Genomic DNA, 26,028 nt, shown 5'->3' with positions numbered 1-26,028 from the left:
GCCCTAGTCGCGGGTCAGCTTGCGGTACGCGGACCGGTGCGGTTTCGCGGCATCCGGGCCAAGGCGTTCGATCTTGTTCTGCTCGTACGACTCGAAGTTGCCCTCGAACCAGTACCAGTTCGCCGGGTCTTCGTCGGTGCCCTCATAGGAGAGGATGTGCGTGGCGATTCGGTCGAGGAACCACCGGTCGTGGGTGATGACCACGGCGCAGCCGGGGAATTCAAGGAGCGCGTTCTCGAGCGAGCCGAGGGTTTCGACGTCCAGGTCGTTGGTGGGCTCGTCGAGCAGAAGCAGGTTGCCGCCCTGCTTGAGGGTGAGCGCCAGGTTGAGGCGGTTGCGCTCACCACCGGAGAGCACGCCGGCCTTCTTCTGCTGGTCGGGACCCTTGAACCCGAATGTGGACACGTAGGCCCGCGACGGGATCTCGGTCTTGCCGACCTGGATGTAGTCCTGGCCGTCGGAGACGACCTCCCAGAGCGACTTGTTCGGGTCGATGCCCGCGCGGCTCTGGTCGACGTAGGAAATGTCGACCGTCTCGCCGATCTTCAGCTCACCCTGGTCCAGCGGCTCGAGTCCGACAATCGTCTTGAACAGCGTGGTCTTGCCCACGCCGTTGGGACCGATGATACCGACGATGCCGTTGCGCGGGAGGGTGAAGGAGAGATCGTCGATGAGGACCCGGTCGCCGAAGCCCTTCTTGACCTTCTTGGCGTCGATGACCTGGGCGCCGAGGCGCGGGCCGACGGGAATCTGGATCTCTTCGAAGTCGAGCTTGCGGGTGCTCTCGGCCGCTGCCGCCATCTCTTCGTAGCGGGCGAGACGCGCCTTCGACTTAGCCTGACGGCCCTTCGCATTCGAGCGCACCCATTCGAGCTCGTCCGCGAGGCGCTTGGCCATCTTCGCGTCCTTCTTGCCCGCGATGAGCAGTCGTTCCTGCTTCTTCTCGAGGTAGGTCGAGTAGTTGCCCTCGTAGGGGTACAGGTGGCCGCGGTCGACTTCGGCGATCCACTCGGCCACGTGGTCGAGGAAATACCGGTCGTGGGTGACGGCGAGAACGGCGCCGGGGTACTGGGCCAGGTGCTGCTCGAGCCACAGCACGCTTTCGGCGTCGAGGTGGTTGGTGGGCTCGTCGAGGAGGAGCAGGTCGGGCTTCTGCAGCAGCAGCTTGGTCAGCGCCACGCGGCGCTTCTCACCGCCGGAGAGCTCGGCGACGGAGTAATCGCCCGGCGGGGTGCGGAGGGCGTCCATAGCCTGCTCCAGCTGGGAATCGAGGTCCCAGGCGTCGGCGGCGTCGATGGCCTCCTGCAGCGTGCCCATTTCGGCCAGCAGTGCGTCGAAGTCCGCGTCGGGTTCGCCGAGTGCGAGGCTGATCTCGTTGAACCGGTCGACCTTGGCCTTGATCGGGCCGACGCCCTCCTGGACATTCTCGAGGACCGTCTTGGTCTCGTCGAGTTCGGGCTCCTGCATCAGGATGCCGACCGAGTAGCCGGGCGAGAGCTTCGCCTCGCCGTTGCTGGGGGTGTCCAGCCCGGCCATGATCTTCAAGATCGTGGATTTTCCGGCGCCGTTCGGCCCCACGATACCGATTTTGGCGCCGGGGAAGAACGACATGGTGACGTCGTCGAGGATCAGTTTGTCGCCGACCGCCTTGCGAGCGCGGACCATCGTGTAGATAAATTCAGCCATAGTACTTACCAGTCTATTTGCCGAGTGGCCCCGACCAGACACGTTCCGGATGCGAGGATCGCCGTGACCGCGCTGTGGTACCCGCCCGTGGCCGGTCCGTTCTGCCCGATCAGGCATTCGCCGTTGAACCGAACGGAGAACTGGATCGAGTCCGCTGCGAGGTCGATGTTCGTCTCGTCGAAGGTGACCTCCATTTGTGCCCGGTCGAAGCCGGAGGCCCCCAGCGCGTCCACGAACGCCCGCCCGCCGGCATTCTCGTCGGCGGTGACGACCGCCGTGGCGACGCTGTCGAAGTAGGCCAGGTTCGCCGCGGCATCCTTCTCCGGCTGTAGCTGCGGCGCGAGTATGGGCGCCGCGCTCGCAGTCGGACGAGCCGAGGCCGACGCCGTGGCCGAGCTTGAGGGAGTCGCCGCCGGTGCCGCCGAGCAGGCTGCGAGGCTCACCGTGACGGCCAGCCCGAGCAGCGACGCGCTTCCGGTGCGTGGCGAACGGATGCCGGTTGGACGTCTCCGGGTTTCCCGATCTGATCGTGCCGGCACGTGGTCCTTCCGCGACCGCGGTGCGGTCAGACCTCTGAGTCTGCCAGATGCCCCGTGTCCCCGAACGTTATTCCGGTGACTGTGCTGATGATCGTGCCGAGTTGCCGCCGTCAGGAGTCGACCCCGACTAGCGCCGCGGACTCAGCCTCATCGCGCATCGGGGGTGCATCGCGAGTATCGGCAGGTAGGAAGCCGCCCGTGGGCTCGGTCGGGTGTGGCGCCGACGCTGCGCCGGGCGACGGCGAGCGCGTGTAGACGGTGCTGCACCAGGCCAGGTCGTGCCCGACGGTCTCTGCCTCGACCTCGACCGAGGTACCGTTGCGGTCGGCATTTTCCCACGGCCGGATGCGCAACCGCCCCGCCACGACCACGTGCTCACCCTTGCGCACCGAGCGCTCCACGTTATGGGCGAGCTGCCGGAAGGAGGACACCGTGTACCAGTTGGTCTCGGCGTCAACCCAGGTCTGTTTCACACGGTCGAAGCGACGCTGGCTCGACGCCAACCGAAACGACGTGATGGCCAGCCCCGAACTGGTCACGAGGTGACGGGGCGTGGTGGCCACGATTCCGGTCACGGTGATGCTGTCGCTCATTACGGTCTCCCTCATCCGGTGAGCCCCGGACGACTGCCCGGAACACGCGACCTGAAGCGACGGCTCGTGCCTGGCTCCGCCGCCCCAGATCGCGTACTCCGAGTGTGCGGCGGCACAACGACGCTCGGCCGCGGCATCCGGAACCTGTGCCGAATGACCGCCCCCCACATCTGGGGAGGGCTGGCGCGCTTCTGACGGAGAGGGTCCGGGTGCGCGCCGCGGTCGGTGTCACCCCACAGCTTCTAATGCCGCTTCGGGCACAATCTCCGTCGAATTCGTTCGGGCCCGGGTTTCCCCACGGCGGTCTCGGCAGCGCTGGCACGGCAGCTGGACAACCCGTTCATGTCGCCGCGCCGAGCGACACTCGGTGCCGACGAGTACACGACCCGCGCCGTTACAGAAGGTATTCGGCGTAGGACTTGCGGATCTTGTTCACCTTGGGCAGCGCGACGGCCATGCAGTAGCCCTGACCCGGGTTTTTGGCGAAGAAGTCCTGGTGGTGATCCTCGGCCACGAAATACTCGCCCAGCGGCTCGATCGTGGTGACGATGCCGCCGCCCCACCATTCGGAGGCGCGAGTGCGAGCGGTTTCGAAGAGCCGCTTCTGCTCGTCGTCGGTATAGAACATCGCCGACCGGTACTGGGTGCCCACGTCGGCGCCCTGGCGGTTCAGCTGGGTCGGGTCATGCAGCGTGAAGAACACGTCGAGGATGACGCTGGCCGGGATGACCTCCGGGTCGAACGTCACGGCGATGGCCTCGGCATGGCCGGTACGGCCCGTGCACACCGATTCATACGTGGGCCGTGGAGCCCCTCCCCCGGTGTACCCGGAAATCACCTCGCTCACGCCACGCAACACCCGATACACGGCATCGAGACACCAGAAACATCCACCTGCGACCACAAAAGTTTGCACACCCCTAGAGTAACGGCATGACCTTCGTTCCAGCTCCGAACCGCTATGCCGACATGACTTACCGACGCGTCGGACGGAGCGGCCTCAAACTGCCGGCGCTGTCTCTTGGCCTCTGGCACAACTTCGGCCACGAGCGCCCGATCGAGACCCAACGCGCCATCCTGCGCCGTGCCTTCGACCTGGGGGTCACCCACTTCGACCTGGCCAACAACTACGGTCCTCCTCCCGGAGCCGCCGAGACCAACTTCGGCCGCATCTTCGCCGAAGATTTCCGCGCTTACCGCGACGAGATGATCATTTCCAGCAAGGCCGGCTACGACATGTGGCCGGGCCCCTACGGCGATTTCGGTTCCCGTAAGTACCTGCTCTCCTCCCTCGACGCGAGCCTGGGCCGGCTCGGCGTCGACTACGTCGACATCTTCTACTCCCACAGGCCTGACCCGGAGACTCCCATCGAGGAGACCATGGGCGCGCTGGCGTCGGCCGTGCAGCAGGGCAAGGCCCTCTATGTCGGCATCTCCAGCTACAGCCCCGAGCAGACGCGGGCGGCGGCGGCGGCGCTGGCCGAGCACAAGATCCCCCTCCTGATCCACCAGCCGCGCTACTCGATGTTCGACCGCCACGTCGAAGACGGGCTCTTCCCCGTGCTCGACGAGCTCGGCATGGGCAGCATCGTCTTCTCGCCGCTCGCACAGGGACTTCTCACCGACCGCTATCTGGACGGCACCGTTCCGGCAGGCTCGCGGGTCGCGACGAGCGATTTCCTATCGGAGCACGTTCTCACCGACACCTACCAGGGCCGAGCCCGCGCCCTCAACGAGTGTGCCGCCGAGCGCGGCCAAACGCTGGCCCAGCTGGCGGTCACCTGGATCCTGCGCCAGCCGTCGGTGACCAGTGTGCTGGTCGGCGCGAGCAGCGTGAACCAGCTCGAGCAGACCGTGGCGGCACTGGATGCCCCGCCCCTCACCCAGGTCGAAATCGACGAGATCGAACCGTACGCCGTGCACGGCACCGGTCTGGGCTGAGCGAAGTGGGCTACCTCTACGCTCTCCTCGCGTCGCTGCTCTTCGGCCTCAACGGCAGCACCACCAAGGTGATCGTGGAGGCGGGCCTGTCCCCGGCCCAGCTGACCTTCTTCCGGGTCACGGTCGTGGCCCTCCTGGCCGGCGGTCTGTTGCTCGTGACCAACCGGCGGGCGTTCCGCATCAGCCTGCGCCAGCTCGCGGTGATGGCCGTGCTGGGGGTGGCTGGGGTCGCCCTGATCCAGTGGTTCTACGCAGTGGCGATCAGTTTGCTGCCGGTGGGCATCGCGCTCATGCTCGAGTACACCGGGGTGCTGATCGTCGCCTTGGTCGCCCGGTTCGTCTTCAAGGAGCGGGTCAAATCCCGCATCTGGCTGGCCATCGGCTGCGTTCTGATCGGCATGGCTGTCGTCGCCCAGATCTGGGCCAGCACCCTTTCCGGCCTGGGTGTGCTGGCGGGAATCCTCGCCGCAATCTGCCTGGCCGTGTACTTCCTGGTCGGGGAGCGGCAGGTCGCCGCGACCTCGCCACTGGCCGTGTCGTTCTGGTCCATGCTTTTCGCCAGCGCGTTCTGGCTCGTGTTCAGCGCCTGGTGGCGAATCGAGCCGCAGACCCTGGTTCAGGATGTCGCGTTGACGGGCAACCTCGGGGCGGTGTCTCTCCCGCTGTGGCTGTTGACGCTGTGGAACGGCGTGTTCGGCTCCTTCGCCCCGTATCTGTTCTCGTACATGGCGCTCGGCCGATTGACTGCCACGGCGGCCGGCATCGTGTCTGCCTCGGAGGTGATCTTCGCCTTCGCGTTCGCGTTCCTCTGGCTCGGCGAGTCCCTCGACGGGCTGCAGATGGCAGGGGTGGTCCTTGTGCTCGCGGGCATCGTCGTCGCCCAGACCGCGCGTCCGAACCGGGTTGTGGACCTCGACCTGGCCAGCCAGGACATGGTTCTGCTGAACGGACCTCTGCGGTAGCGCCGAATCCGCTGTCGGTGGCTCTCCGTAGCCTGAGGGGACCCTCACCCGCATACGGTCGATCTCGGAGAATTCCATGTCCACACCAGCGTCCCCAGCACCCCGACTGCCGGTCATCCGCGGTCTGCAGTTCGTTCCCGTGAAAGACGGCCTCTGGCGGGTCTCGAACCGGTCCGGCATGGTGCTCGGACACATCGAGCGCCGCACCGAGGCCGACGGCGACCACTTCGCCGCGCGGCGCCTGCTCGCCGCCACCCGCACAATGAACGTCGGTTCGTTCTGGCGCATCGACGACGCAGCCGACTGCTTCCGCTGACGGCGCGCACCTCTCCGCAGGGCACGCCGCGCCGCTCCCGGAGATCGGGCCGAGACGCCGGTAAAGTGCGCTCATGCAGTGGTGGAATAGTTTTGTATCCTGGCTCACGGCAGCCAGCAATCAGTCCATGGTTTTCAGCGCCGTGGTGCTCATCGTCTCGATCGTCGTCGCCAGCCTTCTGGCGGCGGTGATCTCCCGCGGGGCGATCAAACGTCTCCTGGCTCAGAACGACCGGGCTCTCAAGGCGGCCGTGATCGGCACCCTCGTGGATGCCGCGACCGAGGCATCCGTCTGGAACTCGCTCACGCCACAGGAGCAGGTCATGGCCGACCGCGCGGTGGGCCAGGCAGACGTGCAGCTGCGCCTCCTGCCGATCAAGGGTTCGGGCGTCGCCGCGAACTGGGCCGCGCATCAGCTCGCTGAGCTCAAGCGCACCTCGGCCACGTTCGGGTACCAGCTCGAGCCCGCGCTGCTCGAATTCCGCGACCGCCTGGTCGAATGGCAGGACAAGCCGGGCCGCACCCGCAAGATCTTCCAGAGCGACCTCGACCGGTGGAAGGTCTCTCAGAACAGCACCGAGAAGAACCTCCTCGCCGAGCAGGATGCCTGGACCGCCCAGCAGCACCACGACCAATTCACCGCCGCGCCGGCCGCGCCCGTGCCTGCCCCGCTCCAGTACGACTCTGGAACGGCCTCGGCGTCGACGGAGACCCAGCGCCTCCTCGACGACGTGCAGGCACTGGAAGTGCGCCCCACCCCGCTCCAGAGCTAGACGTCCGTGAGCCGCCGCCGCGCTCCCGAGCGAGGCGGCGGCGGCGGCTCACATCTCTCACGAGTCAGCGCCACCACTCGTCGAACATCGATGCCGGGACCTGGCGCTTGTGCTCGGTGCCGAGGTAGCGGTTCTCGATCGTCTCGGCGACGAGATCGTCGACGGGAAGCCCCTCCAGGAAGTCATCGATCTGCTCGTACCGCAACCCCAGGTTGGCCTCGTCGGTCTGGCCGGGGTTGTCGTCGAGAAGGTCGGCAGTCGGCGCCTTGAGGAATAACCGGTCCGGCGCCCCCAGCTCGACCAGAAGCGCTCGCCCCTGACGCTTGGTCAATCCGGTCAGCGGCAGGATGTCCGTGCCGCCGTCGCCGTACTTGGTGAAGAAACCCGTGAGCGCCTCGGCGGCGTGGTCGGTGCCCACGACCAGCAGGCCGGCCGAGCCGGCGAGGGCATACTGGGCGACCATGCGCATCCGGGCCTTGACGTTTCCCTTGTCGAAGTCAGGCAGCGGGCGGCCCGTGGCATCGGCGAATTCCGCTTCGATGCCGTCGACTGCGCGCAGGATGTCGAAGGTGACGGTCGATGCCGGACGAATGAATTCCAGGGCGAGCTGCGCGTCCTCCTCGTCCCGCTGCACCCGGTACGGCAGGCGCACGGCCTGGAAGATGGCCGAATGTCCCGCCTCGGCGAGCTGCTCCACGGCCAGCTGGCACAGACGGCCGGCCAGGCTGGAATCCTGACCCCCGCTGATGCCGAGCACGAGGCCCTGTGCCCCCGTTCGGACCAGGTAGTCCGCGAGGAACTGCACTCTGCGGCGAACCTCGGAGGATGCATCGATATGGGGGGACACGTTCAGCTCCGCGATGATTCGCGCCTGTAGTTCTCGCATTTCCCGAATCTACCAAACCGAGGGTAGAGCAACAGGATTCACGGGTGTTGCATGGTGCCCCCGGTAGGAATCGAACCTACGACAAGCGGATTGCGGTGGGCCCTTTTGGGCCGAGGGACTCTCGTTTCGAAACCTAGACCTATCTCGTCTGATCTCGATCTGATCAGGAGTTCCCTGCGATATTTGCCACAATTCTATCGCAACCCCTCGGCCCGCCTCGGCCGGTCTCGACGCAATAAACGTTGAATAAACGTGCGCGAATCAAGTCCCAGTCTTCTGCCCTAACCACACCCGTTTGACATACGATACCCAGCGCGAGCCGGACTCCTGGTCTCGGGCTGCACACCTGATGTGGTGACCGGATTTAACTAGCCCAGAGCTTCCGTACCGCGCTCACGACGGCGCTTGACCGATCTGGGCAGGCGTCCAAGAAGATCGCGAATCCGCCCATCATGCTGGCCACGCACGCGAAGGAAGCTACGACGGTGACCAGTTGGGACATCGAGTAAGAAGGCGATTCTTTCGGTCGCTTCTACTCTTCACTCGGCGAGTAAAGGCAGGCAGTCCTGACTGCTGCAATCGAACATGTCCTCGCCGTGCACGGCATCGATATCTGCAGCGGAGAATGGGGCAAGCCCCTCTCTGGCGGACTCTACGAGCTCCGGGTTCGCAAGTCACTGCAGGCGATCTTTTCTGAGGCGAATGTCGACCTGCCGTCCGATCTTGCCATCGTTGACCGGAAGGTGCTCATCCGCGTGTTCTGCGCCTTTCACGGAGAAAAGATCGTTCTGCTCTACAGCGGCTACGACAAGAAGAAGGACCCGTCCGACAGGCGCCAACAGCTCGAAATCGCCAGGGCGCGCAAGATTCACGAACAGTGGAAGCGCACCCACCGTGATCGCCACAAGAAGACTTCACCATTTATGTGTTGGAGCACATACTGAAGTTCGGAGGCGGCATCATGTCAAGGAACTTCAAGGACCTCGCAGACCGTGCGAAGGCGGGATGGTCCGAGGATACGCGCGCCGTGTACGAGGCGGCCGGCACGACATTTGACGCGGAGATCGCTAGTAGCGTTGAACTGGGCGCAATGCTTGCCGCAGCACGCAAGGCCCGCGAGCTCACCCAACCTGCCCTGTCCAGCGCTACCGGGATTCAGCAGGCAGAAATCAGCCGGATAGAACGAGGTCTCGGCAACCCGACAGCAGCCACGCTCAGTCGTCTCGCTGCCGCCCTCGGCCAGAAGATTACTCTGACGCGAGTTCCATAACTCCCGCACAACCCTGGGTTCGGCCGCCGGCGTGCTCATATCGCTGCGACTCTCGGGACATCGAGACGAGGCTTGTGAGGCGGCAATAGCCACCAGCTTGGAGCAGCCCGCGGGAGTTTGTGCGTAGATGCAGACCCTTGGCTTCCGCAGAAACTCTGGGGCTAGCGCTGGGGACTCGAACCAAGAACAACTGAAAGTCGTCTCGGTCGGTCCACTGACCCTCTACTGGGGCTGAATCCCGCGGATTTCCGCGGTTCTCATGGTTTTACTCTACGCGCTGGCACGGAGGAGTACGGGCTGATTCTGGTCACGCCGAGGGGTTTTCGGTGCGTTTCTGGTCACATCTTTCGAGCTGGCCGCTATCAAAGATGGCATTACCTTTCAGCCGCTCACGTGCCTACGGCGCCAGGCGACTCCAAAGGAAGATCGCCTTAGTGGCCTTCCTCCGCCGCCCAGTGACGGCGAATCACACTGACGTGTTTTCTAACGACAGCCGATTGATGTTCTTCGAGGAGATCCATCAGATATTCCGTTCCCCTTGACCTTTGTTGCCGGCCGACAGATCTTGTTACCCGAGCCGCGAGGCGGACGCCTGGCTCATCAAGAAGCGCCTTCAGGAGCTCTCGCGACTCGGTGCCGCCGATCCCGAGCGATACCCAATCCGCCAGAGCTTGGACCGCAGCGGCTCTGATTTCTACGTCCGCGTTAGTTGCCAGGACGGCGAGTAACGGCAATGCGGATTCGTTCTGACGGTTCGCAACAATCTGTACTGCGCCAACCACCTGTTCCGAAGTTCCGCGGAGTAGATCCAGCAAGTAGCCAGCCGGCATCTCGTCTGAAAACAATGAGGCGACAAGTAGGGATGCATCTCCCCGTACGTCTGCGCTTCCAAAGAGCGAGCCCGGAGATCGCTCATCCGGCGCCGTGGTAGAAAGGCGCTGAAGAGGCTCGCGCAGTCCCTCCTTGAGATCAACAGGTATGCGTTGAGCGTGCGTCACCAACAATTGCAGCCCAGGAGCGAGCTGGCTAGGGCTGGAGTCCTTTTCGGACAACTGCTCGATGCAAGGATCCCACTGCGCCCGCGTCGGATGCCAAATATTCAGTAGCACCAATCGCTCGAGTGCGCTGGGAGCTCCATAGGCGTAGGCCCCAACACGGGCAGACTCAATTTCCGTTCGAACCGCCGCGGCAGTATGAGTGATCATTCCAGCCGCGGCATCGCCGGACAAATCCCGCACATCTCCAAAGCTTGAGAGAGCACGGACATTGCCGTCCTTGATCCTCGCCACGAGCTCGGAACGAAAGGCCGTGTCACGACTTGCGAGAAGTGTCTCGAGCTCATCTCTGAGTTCGCAGTTATCGCCTTCGGGTCGCGATCTAAGGACCTCGATTTGATCATCGTCCCAATCAAGATCATCAATGTTGCGGAGGAGTAGCGCGTAGTTGTGGGCAAGTGACTGATCCTCAATGATGGGCAACGAACCCACGTACTCACGCACGGCGGCTTGAATCTCTGGAGTACAGGCCAGATAGACCCTCGCTAGCGCGGTCACGAGTCGCTCCGCATACAAGAACCTGAGGCCAAGAGATCTTGCCCGCTCCAGAGGGTCTTCTAACTCGCTCATTATCCAGACCACAGTTTTCCCGGCTACGTCAGACGTCAGAAGCGCCGCCGAAAGCCCGAGAATCTCAAGATCGCACTTCATGGAATCTCGCGTCGAGGCCGTTAGATCAAGCCGACTGATGAGATCCTCGAGTGCAGCCGTAGGGCCGCGATCCAGTATGCGATTCACAACGAGTTTCAGTTCTGTGTCTAGACCCCCGATTCGGAGCAGGTTCAGCGCAGAGGTCACCTGACCAGACTCAAGTTCCAGCATCAAAATGTGCTGTGCTAGGAGGGACGATTCGTACCGCCAATTTGGTGTGTCCGCTGCGTGTCCCGATATAAGGGTCGCTGACCGGAGCTTCGTCCACGTCTCATCGGAACCGCCCCAAGTCACTGACTGGTCGTTCGCCCATGACTTGAAGGCTGTCTCGAGATGCTTTGCAAGCCCTGAGGTCATCGTTTGCGACCGCCACCATGATGCGGCGGTGTCTCGCGCCCTGATCGTGGAGGCTATGTCTTCGGCTTGCCACCCGCTGAGGGAAAAGACCATGTCAGAAGCGATCCCTGACAACAAGCGAGCAGTCGGATCAGAAGCGGCAATCTGTCCGATGGGCGCAACGTCAAGTGCGAGTTCAAGAGCTCGCTTCAACTCGCCAACCTGTGCGAGATTCCGCGCCAGGTGCATTGTTAGCCACGCATGATCAACTGGGTTGTAGTCATCGTGGTCGTTGAGGGCTTTCTCTACGATCCGAACGGCCTCGCGCACTTCCCCGTCTTCAAATAGGGCCGCGGCGAGAGCGGCTACGTGCGCCGCACGAAGGTCAGGAATCTCCGCCGAGGCCACAGACTATGAGTATCCGGTGCACGACTACTTCGTCCAACGGTACGCGGCGACGGCCGCCGACACCGAGCGCGTGCTCTCCGAGGCACAGCGCAACGGCCTCGTGCGCACCGACCTCGACGTGCGGCATGCCTCGCGTCTCATCACTGCCGTGATGGATGGGCTCCAGCAGCAGTGGCTGCTCGACGGGAGCGTCGACATGCCCGCCGCATTCGATGAGTTCCTGCGCGGCTACCTGTTGCCGCCGTCCTGACCGCCTTTGACCCCGGCGAACGATGAGCGGTTCCGCCGGGTTTGTAGGTTGCTGGGCGGGCAGTCAGAGCGTCGTGCGCGCTCCCGGCCCCGCGAACTCCGGCGGCAGATCATCGCCGCGTTTATCCTTCCCTCTGTGCGCCAGGTCCCGACCAGCACTCACTCACCCGTTGGGACCCGTGGCCGGATGTCAATGCGAGTTTCCTAACAACGCTCAGTCCTGCCAGCATGTCGGTATGGTGACAGAGTTTATTCTCCCCGAGTTCAGCGCCTGCCGGATTGGCGAGGTGGCCGAACGGCTCTCCGAAGCCGGCGTCGGCATCATCGTAGGAACGCTGGCGAACCCAGCCGGCATCTACCTGGCCAAAACCATCCCGGTTGATCGACTGGCGACGTTCGCTTCATCCGGTCTCGGCGCCCCGCCGGTGTGGAACATCTTCTGCATCGACGGTGGCATTGCATTGACACCCGACCTCGGCGTCGTCGGCGATATGAGACTGAGACTCGATCTCGACGCTCTCCGAATCCTCGATGGAGGTCTCGCTTGGGCTCCAACGGAGATCTTCGACCAGAACGGCGCACCACTCGCCATCGATCCGCGGGGGCGGCTTCGCCGCATCCAACACGACATCGAGGAAGCCGGGCTTGAGGCGCTCGTGGGGCACGAGATCGAGTTCACCATCACCGCCGCGGACGGAACCCCGCTCCCACGCGCGGGCTGGACACCGTACGGTCTCGGTCCGGTACTCGACCACGAGGCCTTCATCACCGAATTGCTATCCGCCACCGCCGCCGCCGGAATCCCGCTCGAGCAACTACACGCCAAGTTCTTTGCCTCCACGGTCGAGTTCTCGCTGCCACCGGCCACACCACTTCAGGCGGCCGACGGGGTAGTTCTCGCCCGCCTGATCACCGGGAGGCTGGCGCGCAAAAACAACCTGCGGGTATCTTTCTCGCCCTTCCCTATCAGCGGGGGCGGCGGGAATGCGGCGCACGTCCATTACTCGTTCAGCCGCAATGGTGAACCTCTCTTCTCCGGCGGCGACGGACCCCATGGCATGACCACCGATGGAGCGTCTTCCATCGCCGGGGTGATCGCCGCACTCCCCGGTATCCAGGGCGTTCTCGGCGGATCGATCCTCTCGGGGGCGCGGTTGCGCCCCCGACTCTTTTCGGGCGCATATGCCTGCTGGGGTCGGGAGAATCGCGGGGCGGCGGTTCGTTTCCTCGAAGCCACCCGCGGCAATCCGCAAGGCGCCAACGTCGAAATCAAGATTGTCGATCCGTCGTCGAACCCTTACCTGACGACCGCGGTCATCCTCGGCGCCGCGCTCGAGGGCATCCGGTCATCGACGGCGCTTCCAGCGGAGGTCACCGCGAATCCGGCCGACCAGACCGAAGAGCAGCAACTCGCCTCGGCGACGGTGCTGCTTCCCTCCGCTCTGGGAGCAACGCTCGATGCTCTCGCCGCTTCCGAACTCGCTGCCCACATTCTCGGCCCTCAGATCATCCAGGCCGTGCTTGCAGTTCGACGCTGGGAACTCGATCACTACGGGTCGGCCGACGCCGACCAACTGCCAGAGAAGTTCCGGTTCGCCTGGTCGATCTAATCACAGAAGGGGCGGAGGGTTCGGTTTCTGTAGCCGTGCTCACGACATGGGAATGTCTGGAGGCGACAGTATGCTGGGGATCACATCAGCAAGCGCAGTGCCGCGCGAAGAGAGGTGCCTCATGATGAAGTCGTCGTTGACTGCTCTTGTGCGTCACGAGTTGGATCATGCCCGGCAGGTCAGCAGCGGCCGAAGTGCGAAGACCGTGTATGGAGGCAGCGAACGCACGCTCCGCCAGACTGTGATCGCCTTGCGTGCGGGCGCCAAGTTGGATGAGCATGAGAATCCCGGTGACGCGACCTTTTTCGTGCTGCACGGACGCGTCGTCCTCATCTCGGGTGTGAACTCCTGGAGTGGCTCACCGGGCGATCTGCTGATCGTGCCGGAGGGTCGACACGCACTCGAAGCAGTAGAAGACGCGGCGGTACTGTTCACGGTGGCAAAGACTCGGTGATGAGTTCCCCAAATCGATGACCCATAGGAGTTCGGGGGGCGCACGATCGAGAAAGGGGTTCCTCAGGCGGCAGCCTGCGGCGGTAGTACAGCAATCAAGGGGTGATCCTTGGCAAATGTGCCCACCTTGGCGGCCCCGCCCGGGGAGCCGATGTCGTCGAAGAATTCGACGTTAGCCTTATAGTAATCGGCCCAGTGCTCCGGCACGTCATCCTCGTAGTAGATCGCCTCGACTGGACATACCGGTTCACAGGCACCGCAGTCGATGCACTCATCGGGGTGGATGTAGAGCATCCGTTCGTCCTCATAAATACAGTCGACCGGGCATTCTTCGATGCAGGCCCGATCTTTCACATCGACGCAGGGAAGAGCAATAACGTACGTCACAGTGGCAGGGCTCCCTTCACGAAGAGATGACTTTGAGCCTAGGACAACCGGGTCATCAAATCCAGATCACGCTGTCGGGCCCGCTGGGGACGGGCCTGCAAACGGCACGGTTCAGTCTCGATCGCGGGTCGTGTTCGCGCTCCTCTCGTTCAGCCAGGCAATGAGTCCGCCCGCGAGCAGCATGTTGATCTGCCGCTGTGAGAAGTTCTGCCGGGCGGGGTAGTCCTCCTTGCGAGTCTCATTGTGCACGGTGATCTCGGTGCCGGCAGCCAGGGAATCGCGAATGCCGGTGAGCACGAGCACGTCGTCGCGCTGCACTCGATCATGATCGGACGGATTCACGAATTCGAGCGCGAGCACACCGAAGTTGGCAAGATTCTGCCAGTGGATCCGGGCGAACGACACGGCGAGCACCGCGCGCAAGCCCAGGAAACGCGGAGTGATGGCGGCGTGTTCGCGTGAGGAGCCCTGCCCGTAATTAGCGCCGGCGACGATGATGTGTCCGGTCGCCTCGCGCGTAACCTCCGCGCGAGTCGTGTAGGACTCATCGACTTGGTCGAAGGTGAATCGGGCGAGCTTGGGAATGTTGCTGCGGTAAGGCAGCACCCGCGCGCCGGCCGGCAGGATCTCATCCGTTGAAATGTCATCGCCCACCTTGAGAATGACCGGTGCCGCGATGCTATCGGCCAGCGGAGTGAACATGGGTAGCGACGAGATGTTGTCGCCCTTGACCAGGGCAACCTTCAGCGCCTCTTCGATGGGTAATGGCGCCTCGAGCATGGCCAGGTTGACGCTCGACGTCGCTGGTAATTCCAGCCTGGGATAGGTCAGGGCGAACAGTTCTTCCAAGTCGCGTGGGTCGGTGATCTTTCCGGTGAGAAGGGCCGCAGCGGCCGTTTCCGGTGAACACAGGTAGACGGAATCTTCCTTGGTGCCTGAGCGACCGGGAAAGTTCCGCGGCATCGTGCGCAGGCTGATGCTGCCGTTCGCGGGGGCCTGACCCATTCCAATGCAGCCCATACACCCCGACTGGTGTAGCCGCGCACCGGCACTGATCAAGTCCAGGGTGGATCCCATGCGGGTCAAATCCTGCAAAATCTGCCGGGAGCTCGGATTGACGTCGAAGGAGACTCCCGTGTGGGATTGGCGTCCCTTGACGATAGCGCCGACGATCGCGAAGTCGCGCAGCCCTGGGTTGGCCGAGGAGCCGATGACGACCTGCGCAACCGGGCGACCGGCGACTTCGCTCACCGGTACGACTTTGCCTGGGGAGCTGGGTAGCGCGATCAGCGGCACGATCGTCGACAGATCAATCTCTTCGTTCACGTCGTAGGTTGCATCCGCATCGGCGAGCAGCGGGACGAAGTCACCCTCACGTTGTTCGGCCTTCAGGAACGTTCTCACCTGTTCATCGGCCGGGAATACCGTGGTCGTAGCCCCCAGTTCGGCGCCCATGTTGGCGATCACGTGCCGGTCCATCGCGGTGAGGTTCATCAGGCCCGTGCCGTAGTACTCGACAATGCGATTCACCCCGCCCTTGACGCCGTGACGGCGCAGCATCTCGAGAATGACGTCTTTGGCGCTCGTCCACGGCGGAAGCTGGCCAGTGAGGTGCACGCCCCAGATTTCAGGCATACGAATGTAAAGCGGCTCTCCGGCGATCGCGAGAGCCACTTCGATGCCGCCCACCCCGATAGCCAGCATGCCGAGCGAACCCGCAGCGGGGGTGTGGCTGTCCGAGCCGACCATTGTCTTGCCGGGAATGCCGAAGCGCTGCATATGCGTGGGGTGCGAGACGCCGTTTCCGGCCTTGGAGAACCACAGACCGAAGCGCTGGCAGGCTGACCTGAGAAAGTCGTGGTCCTCGGCGTTCTTGCTGTCGGATTGGAGCAGGTTGTGGTCGACGTATTGCACGGACACTTCGGTGCGGGCCCGATCCAGGCCGAGCGCTTCCAGTTCCAGCATGACGAGAGTTCCCGTTGCATCCTGAGTAAGGGTCTGATCGATGCGCAGACCGATCTCGGACCCCGGCGTCATCTCCCCGCTGAGCAGGTGAGAAGCAATTAGTTTCTGCGCAACGTTGTATCCCACCGCGAACCTCCTCGTTCGAATGCCGCCGAGAGAATATCGATGTGCAGCCCTGCGCAGAATTCCGCGGCAGATTAAAATCTAGGTCACCGCTCCACGAAACGCCACCCTGCCTGTCCGGACGACCGGCGCCCGGGCATAACGCTGGCCCCCAGAATCGCAAATATTCAAGCATCGGTGCCGCGTCGGCATGGATGATGAACGGTTCCTGTCGCGCGGGACACACCGACCTCGAAGTGCCCGCGATCACCCGCCGGTATTAGGGCCGCAGCTTTAGTGGCTGGACCAACGGCTACGACAAGGGGTTGGCGCTCGTCGCGTTCGGCGCAGCCTTGCCTTGGGCCCCCGCGTTGCAGGCACTTTCAGGACGACCACTACAGCCCCGTCCAGATTGCCCAAACAATCCGCTATCGGCACCGTGAAAAGTCCCGCAGAAGGTTCCCCCGTGACACCCAACAGGAAAGGACGGAATAGGTGAGTTCCCGACCCGAAGTCTGACGGTGACTAAGCGCTTGGGTTGCCGATTCTTTCCATCCACGTCTCGGGGATACCCAAAGCGGTGAACCCTGACTTGGAATACAAGCCATGCGCATCGTTGGTCGAGAGAGCGATGCGCCGCAGACCAAGCGGCTCGAACTCTTCCAAAACTCCCTCGATGAGGACAGCGCCAATGCCGCGGCCTCGAACCTGGGGGTCGACGAACACATCGCAAAGCCATGCAAAAGTCACTCCATCCGTGACGACCCGCGCGTAGGCGACTTGCTCGTTCGATTCGGTGTCGTAGACGCCGAAGTTCCGTGAGCCGTCTATGGCTGCATCCTGCCGGGCTAGTGATCTCCCTGGCGCCCAATAAGACTGTTCGCTGATCCAGCGGTGCACTTGGTCACGGTCTATATCGGCAACGTCGGCTGAGAACCGATAGTTCGAATCCATCCCTCCATCTAATCGGTCTTGGGCGGACTGCGCCCGACCAATCGACGTGTTTTGTAAGGAGTATGCTCGCGCGTCGTTCCCTCCATCGAGCATTGCGCGGTGGGAGACCGTCGGCAGTTGATGCTCGATGGAGGGTGCGATGCGTTCATCTGTTCCGATCCCAGGGAACCCCTGGCCGCACGACATGTTGATCACCGTCGAGGACAATCCGCACGCTCTTATCGACCTGCTCTGGATCCGGGAGGCCTGGAATCTGCAGCCAGCTGCGAACGATCTCCCCCCTCTGCTCTCGGACGAATCCGTCAGGACGCATGCTCAAACGGAATTGTCAGACAGAACCCAGACCTGGCAGAACGCATGGTCCTCCATCTGGGACGCGTGCGTGCACCATGCCGGAATACTTCACGATGAAAACATCTTCGACCAGCTCCGGGGAACCGGCGACGGGTCGCTTGAGCGCGCCGAACTCCTGAAGTCGCTCATAGGGCCATCATGGCGCGACGATTTCGGGGACGAAGCCTTCACGGACCAATACGAAGTTTGGAATCAGAACAGGGCCGAGACTCAGTTCGGTCATTTCCACATCCCCCTGGACGAAGAACCGGAGCGCGTGTCGCTCACTGCCCTCATCCCCGCATGGCGCGCCGGGCTGAGCAAGATCGTCAGCATCCCGTGCCAGGGCTCATACACGCGAGTAGTTGGACGCCACGCACTGCTCGTGACAGATGAACCCCGCGGTGACCCTCGACGCTACAGCGACGCCCTCAAACAGTTCCGGTGAAGGTTCCCCACTAGGAGCCTCTGGCGGGGGTGCTCCCAGGTCACCGCGAGCGGAACACGATTCGCGGAAATCAAGCTCTCGACAGCCCCCATCCTCCGGCGTCGGTTTCACCGGGCTTCGCATCGCCCGCACCGCAGCAATCGGCGCAGGGCTTTATTTGGTTTGGCCGTCGTGCGCTCGGCCACCGCACCACCGCCGTCTAGAAGTCAGTCACTTTCTTGGCATGCCACGCGCACCTTGCGGGAATACGATCTTTCTATCGGGCTTCCCGTCACGTCGGCAGCCCGCGACGCACCGCCTCACAGCAGCGTCGAAGCATCGCTGCACCACAGATTGACGCTGCTGCGATGCGGCGGTTGATCGTTAAATTGTGACCTCGACGATACCGTTTCTCATCCAGCTAAAGTACACAGGGAGCATCAATGGGCACTGACGACCAGACCAACACATGCAGTTTCCACATGAGCGGTGCGCTGCCAGCAGGTGGCGACCACCTCGGCGGCACCTTCGGTCAGTCGCCGACCCTGGACAGTTGGTACCCGCAGCGTCTCCGGGTTGAGCTTCTCCACCGGAATGGCGTAGACGCCGACCCGCTCGGCGCGGACTTCGACTACGCGGCGGCTTTCGCCACGATCGACCTCACGACGCTCAAGTCGGACATCAAGCGACTGCTCACCACATCGGTCGACTGGTGGCCGGCGGACTACGGCAACTACGGTCCACAGATGATCCGAATGGCGTGGCATGCCGCCGGCACGTACCGAATTGCCGACGGCCGTGGCGGAGCGGGCACCGCGATGCAGCGGTTCGCACCAATCGGAAGCTGGTGGGACAACGGCAACACCGACAAATCACGACGACTCCTACAGCCGATCAAGCACCAGTACGGCAACGCTCTGTCGTGGGCCGACCTGATGGTCTTGACCGGCAACTGCTCCCTCGAGTTGATGGGCCTGCCGACGTACGGCTTCGGTGGTGGACGACTCGATGCGTGGGAACCGGACGACGGCACCTGGTGGGGCCCGGAGGTCTGGAACCCGCACGCGGTCGCGAGCCCCGACGAGATGGTCAGCCGCGACGAACGCTGGCATGGTCAGAACGGCGACGCGGACTACGACCTGCAGAGCCCCCTGGCCGCGTCGCACCAGGCGCTCATTTACGTCAACCCTGAGGGGCCCTATTCGAACGGCGACCCGCTGGGCTCAGCACGCGACATTCGCATCACGTTCACGCGGATGGCGATGAACGACGAGGAAACGGTGGCATTGATCGCCGGTGGCCACGCGTTCGGTAAGAGCCACGGCCAGGTACCCGCATCCGACATCGGACCATCACCCGAGAAAGCCCCGATCGAGTCGATGGGGCTCGGTTGGCACAACCCGGTGGGTACCGGCAGTGCCGAGCACACTTCGACCAACGGCATCGAGGGCAGCTGGACTCCGAACCCGACACAGTGGGACAACACCTACCTCGAGAACCTGTTCGCGTACGACTACGAGCAGACGAAAAGCCCTGCCGGCGCGCTGCAGTGGACACCGACTGACCCGGAGGCGCCGAAGACTCCGGACGCCCACGTACCTGGTCAGATGAACCCGCTCATGATGATGACCTCGGACATCGCACTCAAGGTCGACCCGGAGTATCGGGCCATATGCGAGCGTTTCCTGGCCGACTTCGATCTATTCACCCTCGCGTTCTCGAAGGCCTGGTACAAGCTCACGCACCGCGACATGGGGCCGAAGCACCGGTACCTCGGCCCGGAGGTCACCATCGCCGACGACCTGCTCTGGCAGGACCCGCTCCCGGACGCAGCAGGATCCTCACTCGACGAGGCCGACGTGGCAGCGCTCAAGGAAGCCGTCCTCGCGACCGGGCTGTCCGTGCCCGACCTCGTCTACACGGCGTTCTCCGCCGCCTCGACCTACCGCGACAGCGACAAGCGCGGAGGGGCGAACGGTGCCCGCCTGGCCTTGTCGCCGCAGAAAGACTGGGCGGTCAACCGACGCACCGTCCCAGTCATCGACGCGCTGCGGAACGTGCAGGCGGCTTTCACGGCGACGTCGAGCGGACGGAAGGTATCTCTCGCCGACCTCATCGTCCTCGCCGGCAGCGCCGCCGTGGAGCAGGCGGCACGGGCGGCAGGATCTGACGCCAGCGTGCCGTTTACGCCAGGCCGTGTCGACACGACGCAGGAGTTGACCGACATCGAGATGTTCGAGTGGCTGCGACCCATTGCGGACGGGTTCCGCAACTTCGTGTCCGAGCGCTTCGAAGAGTTTGCTCCGGGCGTCGCGCCCGAGGCGGCATTCCTCGACAAGGCGAACCTGTTCACTCTCACCGCACCGGAGTGGACCGTCCTGCACGCCGGGCTCCGCGTGCTCGGCAGCAACTGGGACGGGTCCGACGTAGGTGTGCTCACGGATCACGTCGGAGCCCTGACGACCGACTTCCTCGTGAATCTGACCGACACCGACCTCATCTGGACGAAGGACGACGAGACCGCGATGACCTTCACTGGTCGGGTTCAGGCGACCGGCGAGGCTCGCTGGAGGGCCTCCCGGAATGACCTGGTATTCGGCTCGAACGCGCAACTGCGGTCGATCGCCGACGCCTACGCGGGCAGCGACGAGCAAGAGCGGTTCGTCCGCGAATTCATCCGCGTCTGGTCGAAGGTCATGATGCTCGACCGCTACGACGTCAAGGGCCACAAGCGTTACGGGGCGATGGCCGCCTGACCCCGGAGGTCGCGTCCCGGCGAGCTGACGGCGTGGAGGCACGGCGCGGTAACGCGCTGAGCCTCCAAGCCGTCGAGGCCTTGACCGAACGACGCTTGAGGCCGCGAGCCGAACGTTGCACGGATTGATCAGGCTGGGGACGGCCAAGGAACCTCCGCGGGCAGCACGTGGTCGACCACACTCGCACCTCGACGGCCTGCGAGGGTGGACGGGCCGCTATGCCCTGGAAGCCGTTGCCCCCACTCGTAGAGACGCCGGCCGGATTTGCTTTGGCCTCGGGTCGCGAGAGGGTACCGCTGATGTTCTCTGTGGCGGCTCGTAAGGCCTGAGCCTTCCGGGGTCATGTCCCGCTGAGGAATGCGCGTGACCGGTAGAGGTTCCCAAACGCCACTCCCCCGAAACGTCGGAGTCTCGGCGAATTGGCGCCAAATCTGCGTCCGTAGACGTCCGCCATGGTGGCGTACATCAGAGCGCCATAGTGGTTCCGGTTCGCCCGGGGCTTGCGGTGAACGGGGCCGCAATGTGGCTAGATATCGCCGCCGATGGCCTCGCCGAGTTTGGCAATGGTCTGCTCGTTACGACGGTAGTGCGAGAACTGGCCGATGCGAGTACAGATCACAAGATCTGCGCGTTGCAGCGTCGCCATGAACTGTGAGGCGGTGGACTGCGACACGTTTGCACGCGCTTGAATGTGCTTCAGGCACACTCCGACCTCGTCCGCTGGCCGATCCTGCGGCGGAAATGAGTTGCCGTCCTTGAGCCAGCCCAAGATTGCCAAGCGAGTTGGGTGGCCGAGCGCTTTGAAGGCGCTCACCAGTTGATCGTCGCTGAGGTCTCCCATGACTCCAGCATAGCGGCAAATCGTGATATCGCGATGTAGCGATATTGTGCTAGAACTGGAATCGATAAATCACGATTTAACGATGGAGGGGGAACCATGGCGCTGAGAACTGCATTGGTCGTCGGAGCACGGGGTGTGATCGGCGGGAACTTGATCGAGCACCTTGATCGCGTGGGAGGCTGGACGATCATCGGGCTTTCTCGGCGGGGAGGGGTGAGTCAGGGATCGATTCGGCATATCGCCGTTGACCTTTTGGACAAGGACGACACCGCTGTGAAGCTCGCCAGCCTGACTGAGGTCACCCACGTCTTCTATGCCGCCTATCAGGATCGCGCCAGCTGGGCGGAACTGGTGCCGCCGAACTTGGCGATGCTCACAAATGTTGTCGATGCGATCGAACCCGTGGCGCCGAAGCTAGAGCACATCAGTTTGATGCAGGGGTACAAGGTCTATGGCGCTCACCTGGGGCCCTTCTCAACGCCGGCCCGTGAGGACGATCCACCGCACATGCCGCCGGAGTTCAATGTGGACCAGCAGCAGTTCCTTGAGCGCCGTCAGGCCGACGCCGCTTGGTCATGGTCGGCATTGCGCCCCTCGGTTGTGGCCGGCATTGGGCTCGGTAACCCCATGAACCTCGCCATGGTGATTGCGGTGTACGCCTCCATCAGCAAAGAGCTCGGCGTCCCGTTTCGGTTCCCTGGCAAGCCCGGGGCCTACACAAGCCTGATCGAGATGACGGACTCGGGTCTGCTGGCGGAAGCCACCGTCTGGGCGGCAACGAACCCTGGCAGCAGGAACCAAGCTTTCAACATCACTAACGGGGACATGTTCCGCTGGTCGTCGATGTGGCCGAAAATTGCAGCGTTCTTCGACCTCGAGGTAGCGCCACCGCTGCAGATGAGCCTGAGCGACGTGATGGCAGACAAGTCCGACCTCTGGGACGCAATGGTTGCGAAGCACGATCTGGCAAGGACTCCCTACTCTGATGTGTCCTCCTGGCAGTTTGGCGACTTCGTCTTTGCGTGGGATTACGACGTCATCGCCGACACCTCAAAATCGAGACGTACTGGCTTCCACACATATGTTGATAGCGAAGCAATGTTCCTGAGAATTTTCCAGAGCCTCCGAGACCAGCGACTGATTCCCTAAGGAGAAGGCGGGAACGCCGCAGCCAACGCGCCTGCCCGGACGATGTCCCGAACTGACGCGGCCGGTGGTCGGGCTGCGGCTGCGGCTGCGGCTGCGGCAATCATTCCCGCAAGGGGTTCCCAAACGCCACTCGCCCGAAACTTCGGACCTTCGGTGAGTTTGCGCCGAATCTGCGTCCGTGCCCGTCCGGCTTGCGGGCGGGGATTCGACAACCCTTTCGGAGCCATATGTCGGGCATTGTCTTATGGCCGAAGGGCGTTGATGAGCTTGATCATGCTCGTGCGTGCCGATTCAGTAGCTGTCGGGCCGAGGGCAACGAGTGCCACGATGAGGGCGGCAATTTCTCCAGGGTCCAGGACGACTGGTGCGGTTGACGAGCGCGCCTCAAAGGCGTAGCCGCCGTGTGGCCCGCGCTGCACTCGGATCGGGATGCCCGACTGTCGCATTCGCGTGATGTCTCGCTCGATCGTTCGTGAGGTAACCCCAAGCGCCGATGCCAGGGCGACTCCGGAGCGGGGTGAGCCCCGATACCGCCGCAGTTCCTCTATGAGCGCATGTTGGCGCTCGATGCGTCGCAAGGTGAGGTGCGGGTCGGTTGATTTGGAGAACGCCACAATTTTAACAGTACCCGTCCGCTGCGTGTCGGCTTCTCTCCGTACGGTCGTACATATGACCTCGACAACACTTCTCCTCATTTCCGGCGCCGGTCTCCCCGCGTGGATCTGGGATGATGCCACCACAGGACTCGATGCACCGGTTGCGCGGCGGCCCGAAGGCTCGAACGCGAGCCTGCTCCAATACGCCCAAGCCGCGCTCGACAGCGCCAGCCCGGGCGCGATCTCGATCGTCGCGCACTCGGCAGGCGGCCTCGTGGCAGCTGCCATGACTGCGCTCGCACCCGCGAGAGTGCGCGGCATCCTCGCAGTCACTGCCGTCATTCCTGAGCCGCGCGGCTCTTTCATCGGTGCCATGCCACTGCCCAACCGCCTGATGCTCAGCGCTGTCATGCGTGTGGCGGGCACCCGTCCACCAGCATCCGCTCTTCGTGCCGGAATAGCCTCAGGTCTTGATGCCAATCTAAGTAAACGGCTCGTCAACGACTTCACACCCGAATCCCAGGCCTACTATCGAGACCGCACACCGATGTTCGACATGCCGCACCATCGCGGGTACGTCACAACAACCAACGACCGAGAAATCTCGCCGGCGCTTCAGGAAGGTTTTGCCACCCGGCTCGCACCCGACTTCAAGAAACGGATCGACGGCGGACACCTCCCAATGCTCGAACACCCGGAAGAGCTGCGGAAATACATCGTGGAATTCCACGCGTCAGTGCAGTAAATGTGTCCAGGTCGTGCCCGCCCGGAGTTACATCGGCGAATGCCCGCAGCAGTCCCGTAGGGGGTTCCCAACTGCCACTCCCCCGAGACTTCGGGACCTCGGCAAATTGGCGCTGAATCTGCGTCTGTGGACGTCCGGCTTGCGGGACAGCGGATGAGTCCACGCGTGACGGCAGAATGTCACGCTCTTTTAGCTGCTGGTGACACCGGGTAGACGTACAGACGATCTTGTACTTGTGCCTACTGGTCACACGTTGACCACCCTCGTAGAGTGGTAAGCACGCGCCGAAAAGTAGCTGCGCGATCGTGCAGGCTTTCGACGCCGAGACGCACACGACCCAGAGATTGAGGTACCGCATGACACAGTCACGTGGCCATGCTGGGCTATGGCAAGTCCTTGGGGCAATCCTGTCGTTCCTCGCCAAGGGCATCGGTGCCGGGCTGTCCTCGATCGCCACCATGACTTTCGGAGGCCGAGCTGCCCCAGGCGACCTGCCAACATCGCCGCCGCCGAAAGAGTATCGACCGTAAACGACCAGCAGCGCCTCAGCGGATTCGGCTACTGACCCAGACCGAGGAACTTCGGCAGCGGGCTGGCGTCCTGGACCTTGGTCATCTCGGCCCAGCACGCTGGGCACACGGGGCCGTCACTGTCGAGGGCCAGGTCCTTCATCTCCCCGGTCTGCGGCATTCGTGGGGCCGGTACCGCAGAATCCGTCTTGCGCGCATCGTGCGCCGCTGAGCGCGTGGCACGCCTGCCGCGAAGCAGCGCAGCTCCCCCGCGACGCCGGCTGGCGGCGCACCGGCGGGCGCGGCGGCGCGGGGCGCGGGCACTGTGCCATGCTGGCCGAATAAATGATTGGGGGCTCTCATTGGTGCGTGGCCACGGCGACGAAGACATTTTCGCTCGAGCGCAGCGTGATCCGGCCTTCCTGGCGGCGGTGCGGGTCGCCTATTCAGGCGACCAGCACGTGCTCAACGCTCTCTGGTGGGCGGCACACCCCGCGGACGCAGCACCGGATGGCACACCGTCCCCGGCCAACCAGCTGCGCGACCTTCAGAAGCGCGTTTTCTCTGCGAACGGCGACTCCGTTGGCGATCCACAGGCCACCCTCGCCCTGCGGGAGCTGCAGGCCACAGTTGCCGCCGACCGTGCCGCGATTGCCATCGCGGTCAGGTCGGCAGAATCCGGGGCCGTCACCCAGCCGGCCCGCTCCCCCGGCCCACCGGCGGCACCGAGTGTGGCTGGTCCCCGGACAGTGCACGAGGTGAGTTCCAAGGGTTCGTTCCAACAGCTTGTTGAGGAGCCACTCGACGAGACCGCGCTGCCCGGCGGGAGACGCAGCCGCAACGCCCTCCTGATTCTCGGCATCCTTATCGCACTTGGTGTCGGTTTCGTCGTCGGCACTCAAACGGATGCCTCGCTCGTCACCGCGTCGCCTCCCGCCGCCACTGTGACCGTGGAGGAAACGTGCGCGCAGGTGAGTGACGTTTTCACATTTATGCACAATGTGCACGGTTCGCTCCTCGCAGAGCCCTCATTGCAGCAGGAGTTCGAAGGGGCCGCCCGGCTCGTCGCGCGACTGACGGCCCAAGTGGACACCGTGCCCGGCTCCGCGGTGGCCGACCAGGTGGAGGCCTTGAAGGACCTGTTGCCGTCGGCGGCCAACGAGCCAATCGATCCGCTGTCGCCAGAGTGGGGTCAAGCCCTGACCGGTGTCAGCGCGGCCTGCGGTGCTGCCGGGTTCGACATCAGCGTGGACGCCTGGACGAGCGGCTAGACAAACTACCCGGCAAGACCCCTGAGGATACGCGACCACGGTGACGCCACTCCCCCGGGACCTCGGAACCTCGGCGAATTGGCGCCGAATCTGCTGCCGTGGACGCCCGACTTATGGGCGATCTGGCACCCCCCTGATGAATCGCAACGATGCAGAAGTGTCCGGTCCTCGTCGACCCAGTCCAGCCCGCATCCGGAGCCACACCTGCTTGCCGCCCGTTACTGCTGCTGCCGGAGAGCAACCTGCTACACCCGCGCAATCGCTTG

General features: G+C 63.6%; 26 protein-coding genes. 14 read left to right on the top strand and 12 right to left on the bottom strand.

Going from position 1 to position 26,028, the window contains the following annotated elements:
• Window positions 1-3 precede the first annotated feature (3 nt).
• From ettA to msrA, 4 genes are all read right to left on the bottom strand, one after another.
• Window positions 4-1,686 carry an energy-dependent translational throttle protein EttA gene (gene ettA, locus E3O62_RS15565; protein ID WP_134393944.1) on the bottom strand — a complete coding sequence of 561 codons (1,683 nt, stop codon included), beginning with the start codon at window positions 1,684-1,686 and terminating at the stop codon, window positions 4-6.
• 5 nt (window positions 1,687-1,691) lie between these two features.
• A complete protein-coding gene (locus tag E3O62_RS15560) occupies window positions 1,692-2,225 on the bottom strand; it encodes a hypothetical protein (protein ID WP_241973544.1) in 534 nt (177 codons plus the stop codon).
• Between the two features lie 110 nt (window positions 2,226-2,335).
• Window positions 2,336-2,818 (bottom strand): single-stranded DNA-binding protein, encoded by a 483-nt coding sequence (locus E3O62_RS15555; RefSeq protein ID WP_134399118.1) that lies wholly within the window; start codon window positions 2,816-2,818, stop codon window positions 2,336-2,338.
• Between the two features lie 394 nt (window positions 2,819-3,212).
• Window positions 3,213-3,734, bottom strand: coding sequence for a peptide-methionine (S)-S-oxide reductase MsrA (gene msrA, locus E3O62_RS15550; protein ID WP_134399117.1), 522 nt, complete (start codon window positions 3,732-3,734; stop codon window positions 3,213-3,215).
• Between the two features lie 17 nt (window positions 3,735-3,751).
• On the opposite strand from msrA, the gene mgrA reads away from it, so the two are divergent.
• The 4 genes from mgrA (at window position 3,752) to E3O62_RS15530 (ending at window position 6,809) form a co-directional block, all read left to right on the top strand.
• A complete protein-coding gene (mgrA, locus tag E3O62_RS15545; RefSeq protein ID WP_134399116.1) occupies window positions 3,752-4,759 on the top strand; it encodes an L-glyceraldehyde 3-phosphate reductase in 1,008 nt (335 codons plus the stop codon).
• 5 nt (window positions 4,760-4,764) lie between these two features.
• Window positions 4,765-5,721, top strand: coding sequence for a DMT family transporter (locus tag E3O62_RS15540; RefSeq protein WP_166786518.1), 957 nt, complete (start codon window positions 4,765-4,767; stop codon window positions 5,719-5,721).
• Between the two features lie 76 nt (window positions 5,722-5,797).
• Window positions 5,798-6,037, top strand: a complete 240-nt coding sequence (locus E3O62_RS15535; protein WP_134393949.1) for a hypothetical protein — start codon at window positions 5,798-5,800, stop codon at window positions 6,035-6,037.
• A 73-nt stretch (window positions 6,038-6,110) separates the two neighbouring features.
• Window positions 6,111-6,809 (top strand): hypothetical protein, encoded by a 699-nt coding sequence (locus E3O62_RS15530; RefSeq protein WP_134399114.1) that lies wholly within the window; start codon window positions 6,111-6,113, stop codon window positions 6,807-6,809.
• A gap of 64 nt (window positions 6,810-6,873) precedes the next feature.
• Here the strand turns inward: E3O62_RS15530 and nadE are convergent, their stop codons facing one another.
• Window positions 6,874-7,695 (bottom strand): ammonia-dependent NAD(+) synthetase, encoded by an 822-nt coding sequence (gene nadE / locus E3O62_RS15525; RefSeq protein WP_134399113.1) that lies wholly within the window; start codon window positions 7,693-7,695, stop codon window positions 6,874-6,876.
• 596 nt (window positions 7,696-8,291) lie between these two features.
• On the opposite strand from nadE, the gene E3O62_RS15520 reads away from it, so the two are divergent.
• Entirely contained in the window at window positions 8,292-8,639 is a 348-nt protein-coding gene (locus E3O62_RS15520) for a hypothetical protein (RefSeq protein WP_134399112.1), read from the top strand.
• Window positions 8,640-8,656: 17 nt separating this feature from the next.
• Complete coding sequence (locus E3O62_RS15515; RefSeq protein ID WP_134399111.1) at window positions 8,657-8,965, top strand: helix-turn-helix domain-containing protein; 309 nt, start codon at window positions 8,657-8,659, stop codon at window positions 8,963-8,965.
• A gap of 431 nt (window positions 8,966-9,396) precedes the next feature.
• Here the strand turns inward: E3O62_RS15515 and E3O62_RS15510 are convergent, their stop codons facing one another.
• Window positions 9,397-11,337 carry a HEAT repeat domain-containing protein gene (locus tag E3O62_RS15510; protein ID WP_134399110.1) on the bottom strand — a complete coding sequence of 647 codons (1,941 nt, stop codon included), beginning with the start codon at window positions 11,335-11,337 and terminating at the stop codon, window positions 9,397-9,399.
• Window positions 11,338-11,431: 94 nt separating this feature from the next.
• Between E3O62_RS15510 and E3O62_RS17270 the strand changes: the two genes are divergently transcribed.
• From E3O62_RS17270 to E3O62_RS15495, 3 genes are all read left to right on the top strand, one after another.
• Window positions 11,432-11,665: a TetR family transcriptional regulator C-terminal domain-containing protein gene (locus E3O62_RS17270; protein WP_241973543.1), complete on the top strand. Its 234-nt coding sequence runs from the start codon at window positions 11,432-11,434 to the stop codon at window positions 11,663-11,665.
• A 235-nt stretch (window positions 11,666-11,900) separates the two neighbouring features.
• The gene (locus E3O62_RS15500) at window positions 11,901-13,274 is read left to right on the top strand and encodes a glutamine synthetase (protein ID WP_134399108.1); all 1,374 of its coding nucleotides are present in this window, start codon (window positions 11,901-11,903) and stop codon (window positions 13,272-13,274) included.
• Between the two features lie 121 nt (window positions 13,275-13,395).
• Window positions 13,396-13,728, top strand: coding sequence for a cupin domain-containing protein (locus E3O62_RS15495; RefSeq protein ID WP_134399107.1), 333 nt, complete (start codon window positions 13,396-13,398; stop codon window positions 13,726-13,728).
• A gap of 62 nt (window positions 13,729-13,790) precedes the next feature.
• Here E3O62_RS15495 and fdxA read toward each other — a convergent pair whose 3' ends face one another.
• The 3 genes from fdxA to E3O62_RS15480 all read right to left on the bottom strand — a co-directional run bounded on the left by fdxA (window position 13,791) and on the right by E3O62_RS15480 (window position 17,135).
• Window positions 13,791-14,114 carry a ferredoxin gene (gene fdxA, locus E3O62_RS15490; RefSeq protein ID WP_134399106.1) on the bottom strand — a complete coding sequence of 108 codons (324 nt, stop codon included), beginning with the start codon at window positions 14,112-14,114 and terminating at the stop codon, window positions 13,791-13,793.
• Window positions 14,115-14,225: 111 nt separating this feature from the next.
• A complete protein-coding gene (locus tag E3O62_RS15485) occupies window positions 14,226-16,205 on the bottom strand; it encodes an aconitate hydratase (protein WP_134399105.1) in 1,980 nt (659 codons plus the stop codon).
• A gap of 501 nt (window positions 16,206-16,706) precedes the next feature.
• A complete protein-coding gene (locus tag E3O62_RS15480) occupies window positions 16,707-17,135 on the bottom strand; it encodes a GNAT family N-acetyltransferase (protein WP_134399104.1) in 429 nt (142 codons plus the stop codon).
• Between the two features lie 139 nt (window positions 17,136-17,274).
• On the opposite strand from E3O62_RS15480, the gene E3O62_RS15475 reads away from it, so the two are divergent.
• Complete coding sequence (locus tag E3O62_RS15475; protein WP_166786517.1) at window positions 17,275-17,916, top strand: hypothetical protein; 642 nt, start codon at window positions 17,275-17,277, stop codon at window positions 17,914-17,916.
• A 461-nt stretch (window positions 17,917-18,377) separates the two neighbouring features.
• A complete protein-coding gene (katG, locus tag E3O62_RS15470) occupies window positions 18,378-20,651 on the top strand; it encodes a catalase/peroxidase HPI (RefSeq protein WP_198413813.1) in 2,274 nt (757 codons plus the stop codon).
• A 526-nt stretch (window positions 20,652-21,177) separates the two neighbouring features.
• Here katG and E3O62_RS15465 read toward each other — a convergent pair.
• Window positions 21,178-21,492 (bottom strand): helix-turn-helix transcriptional regulator, encoded by a 315-nt coding sequence (locus E3O62_RS15465; RefSeq protein WP_134399101.1) that lies wholly within the window; start codon window positions 21,490-21,492, stop codon window positions 21,178-21,180.
• A gap of 96 nt (window positions 21,493-21,588) precedes the next feature.
• Here E3O62_RS15465 and E3O62_RS15460 point away from each other — a divergent pair, with 96 nt between their 5' ends.
• A complete protein-coding gene (locus tag E3O62_RS15460; RefSeq protein ID WP_134399100.1) occupies window positions 21,589-22,641 on the top strand; it encodes an SDR family oxidoreductase in 1,053 nt (350 codons plus the stop codon).
• A gap of 242 nt (window positions 22,642-22,883) precedes the next feature.
• Here E3O62_RS15460 and E3O62_RS15455 read toward each other — a convergent pair whose 3' ends face one another.
• Window positions 22,884-23,336, bottom strand: coding sequence for a YafY family protein (locus E3O62_RS15455; RefSeq protein ID WP_134399099.1), 453 nt, complete (start codon window positions 23,334-23,336; stop codon window positions 22,884-22,886).
• Between E3O62_RS15455 and E3O62_RS15450 the strand changes: the two genes are divergently transcribed.
• Window positions 23,311-23,982 carry an alpha/beta fold hydrolase gene (locus E3O62_RS15450; protein ID WP_166786516.1) on the top strand — a complete coding sequence of 224 codons (672 nt, stop codon included), beginning with the start codon at window positions 23,311-23,313 and terminating at the stop codon, window positions 23,980-23,982. The two genes, E3O62_RS15455 and E3O62_RS15450, sit on opposite strands and share 26 nt — an antisense overlap.
• A 558-nt stretch (window positions 23,983-24,540) precedes the next feature.
• On the opposite strand, the gene E3O62_RS17370 is transcribed toward E3O62_RS15450, so the two are convergent.
• The gene (locus tag E3O62_RS17370) at window positions 24,541-24,672 is read right to left on the bottom strand and encodes a hypothetical protein (protein ID WP_255573898.1); all 132 of its coding nucleotides are present in this window, start codon (window positions 24,670-24,672) and stop codon (window positions 24,541-24,543) included.
• Between the two features lie 181 nt (window positions 24,673-24,853).
• On the opposite strand from E3O62_RS17370, the gene E3O62_RS15445 reads away from it, so the two are divergent.
• Window positions 24,854-25,762: a hypothetical protein gene (locus tag E3O62_RS15445; RefSeq protein WP_166786515.1), complete on the top strand. Its 909-nt coding sequence runs from the start codon at window positions 24,854-24,856 to the stop codon at window positions 25,760-25,762.
• Window positions 25,763-26,028: the final 266 nt, after the last annotated feature.

Source organism: Cryobacterium sp. TMT2-15-1 (assembly GCF_004402345.1).
Taxonomy (GTDB): Bacteria; Actinomycetota; Actinomycetes; order Actinomycetales; family Microbacteriaceae; genus Cryobacterium; species Cryobacterium sandaracinum.
Note: the sequence above shows the minus strand (reverse complement) of the source record. Positions and strands in the feature narration are given on the sequence as shown.